Annotated in this window: 11 protein-coding genes; 7 read left to right on the top strand and 4 right to left on the bottom strand. The window is 62.4% G+C overall.

The window, feature by feature from the left end; genetic code table 11:
* Nucleotides 1-90: 90 nt before the first annotated feature.
* Nucleotides 91-1,650 (top strand): sigma-54-dependent transcriptional regulator, encoded by a 1,560-nt coding sequence (locus tag ACI2KK_RS01795; RefSeq protein ID WP_217839723.1) that lies wholly within the window; start codon nt 91-93, stop codon nt 1,648-1,650.
* Nucleotides 1,651-1,786: 136 nt separating this feature from the next.
* Here ACI2KK_RS01795 and ACI2KK_RS01790 read toward each other — a convergent pair whose 3' ends face one another.
* A complete protein-coding gene (locus ACI2KK_RS01790; RefSeq protein WP_003260110.1) occupies nt 1,787-2,041 on the bottom strand; it encodes a DUF2790 domain-containing protein in 255 nt (84 codons plus the stop codon).
* Nucleotides 2,042-2,442: 401 nt separating this feature from the next.
* On the opposite strand from ACI2KK_RS01790, the gene acs reads away from it, so the two are divergent.
* The 6 genes from acs to argR all read left to right on the top strand — a co-directional run bounded on the left by acs (nt 2,443) and on the right by argR (nt 9,262).
* A complete protein-coding gene (gene acs / locus ACI2KK_RS01785; RefSeq protein WP_217839722.1) occupies nt 2,443-4,404 on the top strand; it encodes an acetate--CoA ligase in 1,962 nt (653 codons plus the stop codon).
* A 725-nt stretch (nt 4,405-5,129) separates the two neighbouring features.
* Complete coding sequence (locus ACI2KK_RS01780; protein ID WP_217839721.1) at nt 5,130-5,915, top strand: ABC transporter substrate-binding protein; 786 nt, start codon at nt 5,130-5,132, stop codon at nt 5,913-5,915.
* A 91-nt stretch (nt 5,916-6,006) separates the two neighbouring features.
* Nucleotides 6,007-6,696, top strand: coding sequence for an ABC transporter permease (locus tag ACI2KK_RS01775; RefSeq protein ID WP_166883285.1), 690 nt, complete (start codon nt 6,007-6,009; stop codon nt 6,694-6,696).
* Complete coding sequence (locus ACI2KK_RS01770) at nt 6,693-7,391, top strand: ABC transporter permease (protein WP_404667646.1); 699 nt, start codon at nt 6,693-6,695, stop codon at nt 7,389-7,391. Before ACI2KK_RS01775 ends, ACI2KK_RS01770 begins: the two co-directional genes overlap by 4 nt.
* A 22-nt stretch (nt 7,392-7,413) precedes the next feature.
* Nucleotides 7,414-8,178 carry an ABC transporter ATP-binding protein gene (locus ACI2KK_RS01765; RefSeq protein ID WP_404667645.1) on the top strand — a complete coding sequence of 255 codons (765 nt, stop codon included), beginning with the start codon at nt 7,414-7,416 and terminating at the stop codon, nt 8,176-8,178.
* A 103-nt stretch (nt 8,179-8,281) separates the two neighbouring features.
* Complete coding sequence (gene argR, locus ACI2KK_RS01760) at nt 8,282-9,262, top strand: transcriptional regulator ArgR (protein ID WP_404667644.1); 981 nt, start codon at nt 8,282-8,284, stop codon at nt 9,260-9,262.
* 9 nt (nt 9,263-9,271) lie between these two features.
* Here the strand turns inward: argR and ACI2KK_RS01755 are convergent, their stop codons facing one another.
* From ACI2KK_RS01755 to ACI2KK_RS01745, 3 genes are read right to left on the bottom strand one after another with little or no spacing between them, the layout of a single operon-like run.
* Nucleotides 9,272-10,474, bottom strand: coding sequence for a radical SAM protein (locus ACI2KK_RS01755; RefSeq protein WP_404667643.1), 1,203 nt, complete (start codon nt 10,472-10,474; stop codon nt 9,272-9,274).
* The gene (locus tag ACI2KK_RS01750; RefSeq protein WP_404667642.1) at nt 10,461-11,540 is read right to left on the bottom strand and encodes a hypothetical protein; all 1,080 of its coding nucleotides are present in this window, start codon (nt 11,538-11,540) and stop codon (nt 10,461-10,463) included. Before ACI2KK_RS01750 ends, ACI2KK_RS01755 begins: the two co-directional genes overlap by 14 nt.
* Nucleotides 11,537-12,067, bottom strand: coding sequence for a hypothetical protein (locus ACI2KK_RS01745; protein ID WP_404667641.1), 531 nt, complete (start codon nt 12,065-12,067; stop codon nt 11,537-11,539). Before ACI2KK_RS01745 ends, ACI2KK_RS01750 begins: the two co-directional genes overlap by 4 nt.
* Between the last annotated feature and the right edge of the window lie 235 nt (nt 12,068-12,302).

Genomic DNA, 12,302 nt, shown 5'->3' with positions numbered 1-12,302 from the left:
ATATCGAGCAGTGATCGGCTGCTTTTGTCAGGTTTTCTTTACGACTTTTGTGCGTGGCCAGCAGATAGTTGCCGCGCTTCGAGGCTATTCATGCGTATCAAAGTGCACTGCCAGAACCGCATCGGCATCCTGCGCGACATCCTCAACCTGCTGGTGGAGTACGGCATCAACGTGCTGCGCGGCGAGGTGGGGGGCGACCATGGCAACGCCATCTACCTGCACTGCCCGAACCTGATCAACTTGCAGTTCCAGGCGCTGCGGCCCAAGTTCGAGGCCATCACCGGGGTGTTCGGGGTCAAGCGCGTCGGCTTGATGCCCAGCGAGCGGCGGCACATGGAGCTCAACGCGCTGCTGGGTGCGCTGGACTTCCCGGTGTTGTCGATCGACATGGGTGGCAGCATCGTCGCGGGCAACCGCGGCGCGGCGCAGTTGCTGGGGGTACGGGTGGACGAGGTGCCGGGGCTGCCGCTGTCGCGCTATGTCGAGGACTTCGACTTGCCCGAGCTGGTGCGGGCCAACAAGTCGCGTATCAATGGCCTGCGGGTCAAGGTCAAGGGCGATGTGTTCCTGGCCGATATCGCGCCGTTGCAGTCCGAGCATGATGACAGCGAAGCCCTGGCCGGCGCGGTGCTGACCCTGCATCGCGCCGACCGTATCGGCGAGCGCATCTACAACGTGCGCAAGCAGGAGCTGCGGGGCTTTGACAGCATCTTCCAGAGCTCGAAGGTGATGGCTGCGGTGGTGCGCGAGGCGCGGCGCATGGCGCCGCTGGATGCGCCGCTGCTGATCGAGGGCGAGACCGGCACCGGCAAGGAACTGCTGGCCCGCGCCTGCCACCTGGCCAGCCCCCGTGGCCAGGCGCCGCTGATGGCGCTCAACTGTGCAGGCTTGCCGGAGTCGATGGCCGAGACCGAGCTGTTCGGTTACGGCCCGGGGGCATTCGAGGGTGCGCGGGCCGAGGGCAAGCTCGGGCTGCTGGAACTGACGGCCGGCGGTACGTTGTTCCTCGACGGGGTAGGGGAGATGAGCCCGCGGTTGCAGGTGAAGCTGTTGCGTTTTCTGCAGGATGGCTGCTTTCGCCGGGTGGGCAGCGACGAGGAGGTATACCTGGATGTGCGGGTGATCTGCGCGACCCAGGTGGACTTGTCCGAGCTATGCGCCCGCGGCGAGTTCCGCCAGGACCTCTACCACCGGCTGAACGTGCTGTCGCTGCACATCCCGCCGCTGCGCGAGTGCATGGATGGCCTGGATGGTTTGGTGCAGCACTTTCTCGACCAGGCCAGCCGGCAGATCGGCTGCCCGATGCCGCGCTTGCTGCCGGCGGCCATGGACAAACTGGCGCAGTACCACTGGCCGGGTAATGTGCGGCAACTGGAGAACGTGTTGTTCCAGGCGGTTTCGTTATGTGAGGGCGGCGTGGTGAAAGGCGAACATATTCGCCTGCCGGATTATGGCGTGCGCCAGCCGTTGGGCGAGTTTTCGCTGGAAGGGGAACTTTCGGATATTGTCGGGCGTTTTGAAAAGGCCGTGCTTGAAAGTTTACTTGGCGAGTTTCCCAGCAGTCGGGCGCTGGGGAAAAGATTGGGTGTGTCGCACACGACCATTGCCAACAAGTTGCGGGATTATTCCCTGGGCAAGTCGGCAGAGTGAAGGCGATTATTCAATAGCCTGTTAATGAGGCATTAACTTCATCGCGGGCAAGCCCGCTCCTACAGGTATGGCGCTGCACTCAGGCTTTGCGCTGTACCTGTGGGAGCGGGCTTGCCCGCGAAGGGTGCTGAATCAATCAACCGTTGGAACAACCGTTCCCCATCACGCGGTATTCGAGAATGTGCTTCTGGCCCTTGGAGTCCTCGTAGGTCATGCGGGCGGGCACGACTTCGCAGACGTTCGGGACTTCGCTCATGGAAATGACGCGGGCGATGTCCAGGTGCTGCGAGTAACTGTACTGTTCAACCGGAATCTGCTCGGCATCTTTTGCCTCGCCGGCCATTGCCGCGCCGCAAAGACTGCCAAGTACCAATACCAGTAAAGCTTTCATTTTCTATTTACCTGTCTAAGGTCGTGAGGGGGCACGCGGCACTTTTGGCGCCGCGAGTACAGCAAGTTTTAGATGGTTTGATTAGTTGCCGATTAACACGTTGCCTTCGTGGGGGCTGTGACCAGTTAGTTAATCGCGTTGCCGTTGCTGGCGAGGTGAATTTTATGGCGCTGGTGGCGGCTGAAACAGAGGGTCTTTTGATAAAGACTTTTGACAGAAATCGTAACAATCCCTCTGGCGTTACCTTCGCTCATGGCTGTATGCCACGATCTAGAGCGGTCGTGCCAATTTTGGGCGGGTGCGGCCCGTCGCGTTACTACCAACGTCGAATGGTGTTTGGCGCTCTGGTACAGTTACAAACAGTTCCATACAAAAACAACTATTACACCGAGGTAACACAGATGAGTGCGGCTCCACTGTATCCCGTTCGTCCCGAGGTTGCGGCCAGTACCCTGACCGACGAGGCCACCTACAAGGCCATGTACCAGCAATCGGTGATCAACCCGGACGGCTTCTGGCGCGAGCAGGCCCAGCGTCTGGACTGGATCAAGCCCTTCACCAAGGTCAAGCAGACCTCGTTCGACGACCACCATGTCGATATCAAGTGGTTCGCCGACGGCACTCTGAACGTCTCCTCCAACTGCCTGGACCGCCACCTCGAAGAGCGCGGCGACCAGTTGGCAATCATCTGGGAGGGCGACGACCCTTCCGAGCACCGCAACATCACCTACCGCGAGCTGCACGAGCAGGTCTGCAAGTTCGCCAACGCCCTGCGTGGCCAGGACGTGCACCGTGGCGATGTGGTGACCATCTACATGCCGATGATCCCCGAGGCCGTGGTGGCCATGCTGGCCTGTGCCCGCATCGGCGCAATCCACTCGGTGGTGTTCGGCGGCTTCTCCCCTGAGGCGTTGGCCGGGCGCATCATCGACTGCAAGTCCAAGGTGGTGATCACCGCCGACGAAGGCGTGCGCGGCGGGCGTCGTACCCCGCTCAAGGGCAACGTCGACCTGGCGCTGACCAACCCTGAAACCAACAGTGTGCAGAAGATCATCGTGTGCAAGCGCACCGGTGGCGACATTGCCTGGCACCAGCACCGCGACATCTGGTACGAAGACCTGATGAAGGTCGCCTCCAGCCACTGCGCGCCGAAAGAAATGGGCGCCGAAGAGCCGCTGTTCATCCTTTATACCTCGGGCTCCACCGGCAAGCCGAAGGGTGTGCTGCACACCACCGGTGGCTATCTGGTGTACGCCGCGCTGACCCACGAGCGGGTGTTCGACTACCGCCCGGGCGAAGTCTACTGGTGCACCGCCGACGTGGGTTGGGTCACCGGCCACAGCTACATCGTCTACGGCCCGCTGGCCAACGGCGCCACCACCCTGTTGTTCGAAGGCGTGCCGAACTACCCGGACATCACCCGCGTGTCGAAGATCGTCGACAAGCACAAGGTCAACATCCTCTACACCGCCCCGACTGCCATCCGCGCCATGATGGCCGAAGGGCAGGCGGCGGTGGCCGGCGCCGATGGCTCCAGCCTGCGCCTGCTGGGCTCGGTGGGCGAGCCGATCAACCCGGAAGCCTGGAACTGGTACTACAAGACCGTCGGCAAGGAGCGTTGCCCGATCGTCGACACCTGGTGGCAGACTGAAACCGGCGGCATCCTGATCAGCCCGCTGCCGGGCGCCACCGGCCTGAAACCTGGCTCGGCCACCCGCCCGTTCTTCGGTGTGGTGCCGGCGTTGGTGGACAACCTGGGCAACCTGATCGAGGGCGCCGCCGAGGGCAACCTGGTGATCCTCGATTCGTGGCCAGGCCAGTCGCGTTCGCTGTACGGCGACCACGACCGCTTCGTCGACACCTACTTCAAGACCTTCCGTGGCATGTACTTCACCGGTGACGGTGCCCGCCGCGACGAGGACGGCTACTACTGGATCACCGGCCGCGTGGATGACGTACTCAACGTGTCCGGCCACCGCATGGGCACCGCCGAGATCGAAAGCGCCATGGTGGCCCACTCGAAGGTGGCCGAAGCTGCTGTGGTGGGGGTACCCCACGACATCAAGGGCCAGGGCATCTATGTGTACGTCACCCTGAACGCCGGCGAGGTGCCGAGCGAGCAACTGCGCCTTGAGCTGAAAAACTGGGTGCGCAAGGAAATCGGCCCGATCGCCTCGCCGGACGTGATCCAGTGGGCGCCCGGCTTGCCGAAAACCCGCTCGGGCAAGATCATGCGCCGCATCCTGCGCAAGATCGCCACGGCCGAATACGACGCCCTGGGTGATATCTCCACCCTGGCCGACCCAGGCGTGGTGCAGCACCTGATCGACACCCACAAGGCCATGAGCCTGGCGTCGGCCTGACCCGTCTCCTACAGAGGGCGCGCGATGCCCGAACCAGGCGCCGTACCTGTGGGAGCGGCTTTAGCCGCGAAGCAAGCGACGCGGTGGATGGCACCGGCTCTGCCGGTGTTCGCGGCTGAAGCCGCTCCCACAGGGATTGCATAAGCTTCACGCCAGTGCCGTACCTGTAGGAGCCGGCTTGCCGGCGATGAGGCCGGTTCAGGTAGCACAAGACAGTTGCTCCCACAGACTCTGCTCAAGGCTCAACGAAAACCCCGCCGCGCAACCGGCGGGGTTTTTGCTTTACTTAAAGAATTGTTACTCCGACATTCATCGGTAACCAATCCTGTCGGACAGTTCGCACAATAGTGGGGCTTGCGGGAACATTTCTGCGCCATCCAGGGGCGTTTTTGTAGTCGTTTTCTGCACTGGGGCACGCTGCGCTTGCCGGAATTCAAGGCTTTGCCAATAATGGGCGCGCTTATTGCTTTGGGTAAAGGTTATTTTTCTTTTGCGCTTGCATAATATGCAAGAGCTGTCAATATCGCCCGCCGCGGTTTCAGGCGCTTCTATAACTAGTTGTCGCTTTGAAGAAATATCGACTAACGGGCTGTCGCTAAAATGCCACTCACTCGCTCGTGGTCTGCGACCTTGGTCGAAACCTGCGCGGCTCGCGTTGTACCCATTCGCATATCGGGCAGCCGTTGCACCTGCCTTGTATTGCCCCGTACCGATGGAGTTACCTGATGAAGAAGCTCGCACTGCTTGGCGCCCTGGCGCTTTCCGTGTTTTCCCTGGTATCGCAGGCCGATGAGAAACCGTTGAAGATCGGTATCGAGGCCGCCTACCCACCGTTCGCTTTCAAGCAGCCTGATGGCAGCATCGCCGGCTTCGACTACGACATCGGCAACGCCCTGTGCGAAGAGATGAAGGCCAAGTGCACCTGGGTCGAGCAAGAGTTCGACGGCCTGATCCCGGCACTGAAGGTGCGCAAGATCGACGCCATCCTGTCGTCCATGTCGATCACCGAAGACCGCAAGAAGTCCGTCGACTTCACCAAGCGCTACTACCTGACCCCGGCCCGCCTGGTCATGAAGGAAGGCACTGCGGTCAGCGACAGCCTGGATGAGCTCAAGGGCAAGAAGATCGGCGTGCAGCGTGGCTCGATCCACGACCGCTTCGCCAAGGAAGTGCTGGCCCCGAAAGGCGCCACCGTAGTGCCTTACGGCACTCAGAACGAGATCTACCTGGACGTTGCTGCCGGCCGCCTGGACGGTACCGTGGCCGATGCCACCCTGCTCGAAGACGGTTTCCTGAAAACCGACGCCGGCAAGGGCTTTGCCTTCGTCGGCCCATCGTTCACCGACGTTAAGTACTTCGGTGACGGCGTCGGCATCGCCGTGCGCAAGGGCGACAAGGCCAACGCCGACCGCATCAACGCGGCCATCGACGCCATCCGTGCCAACGGCAAATACAAAGAGATCGAGAAGAAGTACTTCAACTTCGACATCTACGGTCCAGACTCGAAGTAAACCGTCGAGTTTCACCTGTGCAATGGTGCAAACAGCAGAAGCTCTGAGGTTTGCACCATTTTTCATTCCCAAGCCCTGAGGAATCCGAATCATGTTGAAAGGCTATGGGGCAGTCATCCTCGACGGGGCGTGGCTGACGCTGCAGCTCGCCCTGTCGTCGATGGCCCTGGCCATTGTCCTCGGCCTGATCGGCGTGGCGCTGCGCTTGTCGCCGGTACGCTGGCTGGCCTGGCTGGGGGATCTTTACTCCACGGTGATCCGTGGCATCCCTGACCTGGTGCTGATCCTGCTGATATTCTACGGCGGCCAGGACATCATCAACCGGGTGGCGCCGCTGCTCGGCTACGACGACTACATCGATCTGAACCCGCTGGCTGCCGGTATCGGTACCCTGGGCTTCATTTTTGGTGCCTACCTTTCGGAAACCTTCCGCGGCGCCTTTTTGGGCATCCCCAAGGGCCAGGCCGAGGCCGGCGCGGCCTATGGCATGAGCGGCGTGCAGGTGTTCTTCCGGATCATGGTGCCGCAGATGATCCGCCTGGCCATCCCAGGTTTTACCAACAACTGGCTGGTGCTGACCAAGGCCACCGCACTGATTTCGGTGGTGGGCCTGCAGGACATGATGTTCAAGGCCAAGCAGGCGGCCGATGCCACCCGCGAGCCTTTCACCTTCTTCCTGGCGGTGGCGGCACTGTACCTGGTGCTGACCAGCGTCTCGCTGCTGGCGCTGAAGTACCTCGAGAAGCGCTACTCGGTTGGCGTCAAGGTGGCTGAATTATGATCTTTGACTACAACGTCATCTGGGAGGCCATGCCGCTGTATGTCGGCGGCCTGCTGACCACCCTCAAGCTGCTGGCGCTGTCGCTGTTCTTCGGCCTGCTGGCGGCCGTCCCGCTGGGCCTGATGCGGGTGTCCAAGCAGCCGGTGGTGAACATGACCGCCTGGCTGTACACCTACGTGATCCGTGGCACGCCGATGCTGGTGCAGCTGTTCTTGATCTACTACGGCCTGGCCCAGTTCGAAGCGGTGCGCGAGAGCTTCCTGTGGCCGTTGCTGTCCAGTGCGACCTTCTGTGCCTGCCTGGCATTTGCCGTCAACACCAGCGCCTACACCGCCGAGATCATCGCCGGCAGCCTCAAGGCCACGCCCCATGGCGAGATCGAGGCAGCCAAGGCCATCGGCATGTCGCGCATGAAGATGTACCGGCGCATCCTGCTGCCCTCGGCGTTGCGCCGCGCATTGCCGCAGTACAGCAACGAAGTGATCATGATGCTGCAGACCACCAGCCTGGCCTCGATCGTCACCCTGATCGACATCACCGGTGCCGCGCGCACGGTCAACGCCCAGTACTACCTGCCTTTCGAGGCCTATATCACGGCGGGCGTGTTCTACCTGTGCCTGACCTTCATCCTCGTGCGCCTGTTCAAGCTGGCCGAACGCCGCTGGCTCGGCTACCTGGCGCCGCGCAAGCACTGACCGCTCTGTGAGAACCGACAGCATGTACAAACTGCAAATCCAAGACCTGCACAAGCGCTACGGCAGCCACGAAGTGCTCAAGGGCGTCTCCCTCGAGGCCAAGGCGGGCGATGTGATCAGCATCATCGGCTCCAGTGGTTCGGGCAAGTCCACCTTCCTGCGCTGCATCAACCTGCTCGAGCAGCCCCATGCCGGCAAGATCCTGCTGAACAACGAAGAGCTCAAGCTGGTGGCCGGCAAGGACGGCGCGCTCAAGGCCGCCGACCCGAAACAGCTGCAGCGCATGCGCTCGCGGCTGTCGATGGTGTTCCAGCACTTCAACCTGTGGTCGCACATGACGGCGCTGGAGAACATCATCGAGGCGCCGGTGCATGTGCTGGGTGTCAACAAGAAAGAAGCACTGGAAAAGGCCGAGCACTACCTGGCCAAGGTGGGCGTGGCCCATCGCAAGGATGCCTTCCCCGGCCATATGTCCGGCGGTGAGCAGCAGCGTGTGGCGATTGCCCGGGCCCTGGCCATGGAGCCTGAGGTGATGCTGTTCGACGAGCCTACCTCGGCGCTGGACCCGGAGTTGGTGGGCGATGTGCTCAAAGTGATGCAGTCGCTGGCCCAGGAAGGCCGCACCATGGTGGTGGTCACCCACGAGATGGGCTTTGCCCGCGAGGTGTCCAACCAGTTGGTATTCCTGCACAAGGGGCTGGTGGAAGAGCGCGGTTGCCCGCGCGAAGTGCTGGCCAACCCGCAGTCGGAACGGCTCAAGCAGTTCCTCTCTGGCAGCCTGAAGTAAAGGCTGCACTTTTGCACCAGAATGGGGCATGCTGCGCAGCGCGCGCAGCGTGCTCTGTGCCGCAGTTGCGAACAATCCTTTCCAAGGTTTTGGACCACGCCCTATGACCACCCAGCGAATCGGCTTTCTCATCTGGCCCGGCACCCGGCCGCTGACCCTGGCGTTGGCGGAAGAGGTGTTGCTGGTGGCCCAGCGGGTGCACCCGGACGTGGTCTACGAGCTGGCCTTTTTGCAGGCCGAGGCGGGCCAGGAGGGTGCCTGGCGCCTGCCGGGCGAGGCCTGGAACGGCCGCCTGGAAGGCTGCCACAAGCTGTTCCTGGTGGCCGACGAGCCGCCTGCAGCAATGGGTTCGGCGCTGTCTGCGGCGCTCAAGCAGCTGGCCCGCGGCGGCTGCATGATCGGCGGGCTGTCGGCTGGGGTGTACCCGCTGGCGGCCCTTGGCCTGCTCGATGGCTACCGCGCCGCGGTGCACTGGCGCTGGCAGGATGACTTTGCCGAGCGCTTCCCCAAGGTGATCGCCACCAGTCATTTGTTCGACTGGGACCGTGATCGCCTGACCGCCTGTGGCGGCATGGCGGTGACCGACCTGCTGCTGGCAGTGCTGGCCCGAGACCACGGTGCTGAGCTGGCCGGCGCGGTGTCCGAAGAGCTGGTGGTCGAGCGCATCCGCGAAGGTGGCGAGCGCCAGCGCATCCCGCTGCAGAACCGCCTGGGCTCCAGCCACCCCAAGCTGACCCAGGCGGTGCTGCTGATGGAGGCCAACATCGAAGAGCCGCTGACCACCGACGAGATCGCCCAGCATGTGTGCGTGTCGCGCCGGCAGTTGGAGCGCATCTTCAAGCAGTACCTGAACCGCGTACCCAGCCAGTACTACCTGGAGCTGCGCCTGAACAAGGCGCGGCAGATGCTGATGCAGACCAGCAAGTCGATCATCCAGATCGGCTTGTCCTGCGGGTTCTCCTCCGGGCCGCATTTCTCCAGCGCCTACCGCAATTTCTTCGGCGCCACGCCGCGCGAAGACCGCAACCAGCGGCGCAGCAGCAGCCCGTTCGAGCTCAGTTCGGCGCCGGCTGAAAAGGGCTGACGGCGGCGCTCAGGGGGCTTTGTCGACACGCAGGTTGTGCATGTCCGGGCATGCGGCGAGGATGTCGAGGGGGCGGTGCAGCAGTTCGCGCGCCGTACGTTTGTAAAGCGCCGAGCCAACGATCTGCTCGATGGGTTGGTCGATGATGTTGCCGAATGAGATTTCCGGGAACTGCTTGGTCATCACCACTCGCCCGTCGATGTCGATGTCCAGCTTCACGCCCATCTTGTAGTAGGGGTTCTCTGGGCGGTAGCGGCCCTGGTAGTAGTCCTGTAGCTGCTGCGGCGCAAGGTTCGGGCTGACCAGTACCGGGATCGGGCTTGGGTGGGCCTGGATACGCGCCAGTGTGCTGTTGACCATCTCCACATAGTTGTCATCGAAATGGCCGAGGTCGTAACCCTCGGCAGATTGCGCCTGTGTGCCGTGCTCGGTGCATAACTGGCTGAACTGCACCCGGGCTTCAGGGTTGGCTATCCACAGGTGGTTGAACACCATCCAGTCGACCCCCATGGCTGCACACTCCTCGATGACGGTTTCGCTATGCAGCATGTTGCTGGCAAGCAATGTCGACTCTACGCCGACGATCCATTTCAGGCCGTCACGCTTGGCCTCGGCCAGGCGGCGGATCGCCCCGGTGGTCACTGCGTGGTAGCCGTCGCCTCGGATGCCATCGTGCACAGCCTTGGGGCCGTCGATCGAAATCAGGAAGGCCAGGCGGTCGTGATAGCGGCTCAGGGTATCGAAATGCTTGTCCAGTAGCGTGCCATTGGTGCAGATCACCATGTGGCAGCCTGCCTCTGCCAAGGCCTGAACGAACAGGGAAAACTGTGGGTGCAGCATCGGTTCGCCGCCTGTCAGCACGACTTCGCAGGGGTGCTTGCGAACGAAATCGAACAAGTGCCGGCACTCGTCGAAATCCAGGCGGGTTTTCTTGAGGTTGCGGTGAAAGCCTTTTGCACCCTCGTGGTCGAGCCCATCCTCGCGCCACTGGAAGCACATGGAGCACCGCAGGTTGCAGGCGCTGAGCAGCTTGAGGGAAATTTTCGAGATGCCTTGGCTGTGCACCTCGCCAGTGCTGGCGAAGGCCTGGATCGCTGCCTTGAGTTGGTCGGCGCGTTGTCGGTAGCGCGCCATGTAGTCGGCATTGCGCTGCAGAAAGTGCTGCCGCGCGATATTGCTGGGTACGGGGCGGGTTACATCAGTCGTCCACATTGAAAGCTTGCTCCAGGGTCAGCAGGTTTGAGGTGATGGTTCGGGTTGCGGTGGTGTCAATCAGTGAGCGGGCGCTGTCGCTCAGTTGTGTGCGTTTGTGGGCCAGGCTGCTCAATGCTTCAGCCAGTTTCTGGGGGGTGGTTGCATCCAGTGCTGCCCCGTGGGTCAGAAAATGGACGGCATTGCGCCGTTCGTGTTCGGTGATCGGCGTGGCCAGCAACAGTGGGCAGCCGTGTTGCGCAGCCTCGCTCAAGGTCAGCCCGCCAGGCTTGGAGAGCACCGCCCAACTGCTGGCGTAGAGTGGGCCGAGGTTTGGCTGTGAGGGCAGCAGCAGCAGGCGGCCAGCTTTTATCGAGCAGGCATGGCGTTGCCTGAGGTGTTCGAGCAGGGTGGGGTTGTCGCCGCAGAGTGCGGTGACTCGCCTCACGGCGCAGTGCTGCAGCGCGTGTTCGAGGCAGTCATAGGCGCCACCGAGCCCCCACCCCCCGCCAGTGACCAGCAGGTGGCCGGCCTCGGGGGCCGGGTGGTGTTCGTGTTCGTCTAATGGAATACCCAGTGGCAGCAGCGTGATATTGCGTGCCCGCAACCAGTCGAGGGTGGCGTTGCTTACCAGGCGTGGCGTCACCAGTGCGTCCACAGGCAGGCGCCAGCCAGCAGAGGTGCAATAGTCGCCGAGCAGGCCCACGACTTTGAATTGCAGCCCTAGGCGCCGACGCAGTTCGATCAGGAAAAACGCGGCCAGGTAGCTGGTGGCCATCACCACGCGTACCCGGCTCAGGCTGTGGCGTGCTGCCGGGGTTGGCCTGTGCAGCAGGCCGAGTGCGCGATACAGCCAGGCGAATCGCCAGGGTTGAAGGTGCCAGCGGCTTAAGGAGTCGCGCTGCTGCTGGCACTCGTTGCGGTACTGGTCCAGCAAAAGGGCGTGCAGCCACGGCGGTATCAGCTGGCGCAAAGAAATGACGCAGCTGGCATGACCCGCCGTGGCCAGGCTTGCCTCCAGGCGCCGAGCCATGACCTGTGGGCCGAACCCGGCTTCGACATAGACCAGCGCAATGCGCGCGCTCATGGCGCGCAATGCCTGGCGCCGAGGCTGGTGCGCAGCGCCTGCAGGTCGATGCACTGAATGCGCATGTCGCTGCCGGGGCCGTAGAAGTCCTTCAGTGTGCCGCTTTCGACTGCGCCAAGCTTTGCCCAGATGGCGTACATGTTGCTTTTGCCAGGTGCGGCGTAGGTTTCCACATAGCCTTGGTTGGCATGGGTGTGCTGGAGGATATGCCGCAGGGTATCGAATTGCATGCGCATCTTCATGGCGCCAGACAGCCTGCGGCTGGCAATGAAGAACCCGCCCCAGACTACGTGGGGCGGGTCGCAGCGGCGTTGGTGGTAGCCGCAAAGGCCGGCCCGCTCACCCTCGATGTGGTACTGGAAGTAGCGCCTGCCGTCGTCGATGCCGGCCTCGCGGCAGCTCACATGGTACTGGCTGGTCGCCAGGGCTTCGTGTGCCAGTGCGGGCGGGGCGTTGGTCTCGAGAAAGGGCTGCAGCTGTTCCAGGGTCAGTTCGCTGCGCTGCAGCGGGGCGGTGTTTGACCGCATGATCAATCGGGCGAAATCAAGGCGCATGGGGCGCTCCGTGACATGAATTTTTACCAGTTGGCGCTCGAATGTGCGTCTGGCGGCCATGCTAGAGAGGGCTGTTCGCGAGGGATGCAGGACTGATGGATTTCGTGCGTAGGCAGGTTCTTTGATGAGTGTAGGAGGGGTCTTCTGGCGGCAACTAAGCCAGGCGGCTTCTGGCTGCCGGATTTTTTCCAAAGGGTGTGGGAGCAAC

The sequence above is a fragment of the Pseudomonas sp. NPDC089406 genome (assembly GCF_044900265.1).
Classification (GTDB): domain Bacteria; phylum Pseudomonadota; class Gammaproteobacteria; order Pseudomonadales; family Pseudomonadaceae; genus Aquipseudomonas; species Aquipseudomonas fakonensis.
The sequence above is the reverse complement of the archived record's forward strand: the minus strand, read 5'-3'. Positions and strand labels throughout refer to the sequence as shown.

What these genes read in the sequence shown, in the direction of transcription:
- ACI2KK_RS01795 (WP_217839723.1), top strand. Translation starts at nt 91, where the DNA reads ATGCGTATCAAAGTGCACTGCCAGAACCGCATCGGCATCCTGCGCGAC.
- ACI2KK_RS01790 (WP_003260110.1), bottom strand. Translation starts at nt 2,041, where the DNA reads ATGAAAGCTTTACTGGTATTGGTACTTGGCAGTCTTTGCGGCGCGGCA.
- acs (WP_217839722.1), top strand. Translation starts at nt 2,443, where the DNA reads ATGAGTGCGGCTCCACTGTATCCCGTTCGTCCCGAGGTTGCGGCCAGT.
- ACI2KK_RS01780 (WP_217839721.1), top strand. Translation starts at nt 5,130, where the DNA reads ATGAAGAAGCTCGCACTGCTTGGCGCCCTGGCGCTTTCCGTGTTTTCC.
- ACI2KK_RS01775 (WP_166883285.1), top strand. Translation starts at nt 6,007, where the DNA reads ATGTTGAAAGGCTATGGGGCAGTCATCCTCGACGGGGCGTGGCTGACG.
- ACI2KK_RS01770 (WP_404667646.1), top strand. Translation starts at nt 6,693, where the DNA reads ATGATCTTTGACTACAACGTCATCTGGGAGGCCATGCCGCTGTATGTC.
- ACI2KK_RS01765 (WP_404667645.1), top strand. Translation starts at nt 7,414, where the DNA reads ATGTACAAACTGCAAATCCAAGACCTGCACAAGCGCTACGGCAGCCAC.
- argR (WP_404667644.1), top strand. Translation starts at nt 8,282, where the DNA reads ATGACCACCCAGCGAATCGGCTTTCTCATCTGGCCCGGCACCCGGCCG.
- ACI2KK_RS01755 (WP_404667643.1), bottom strand. Translation starts at nt 10,474, where the DNA reads ATGTGGACGACTGATGTAACCCGCCCCGTACCCAGCAATATCGCGCGG.
- ACI2KK_RS01750 (WP_404667642.1), bottom strand. Translation starts at nt 11,540, where the DNA reads ATGAGCGCGCGCATTGCGCTGGTCTATGTCGAAGCCGGGTTCGGCCCA.
- ACI2KK_RS01745 (WP_404667641.1), bottom strand. Translation starts at nt 12,067, where the DNA reads ATGCGGTCAAACACCGCCCCGCTGCAGCGCAGCGAACTGACCCTGGAA.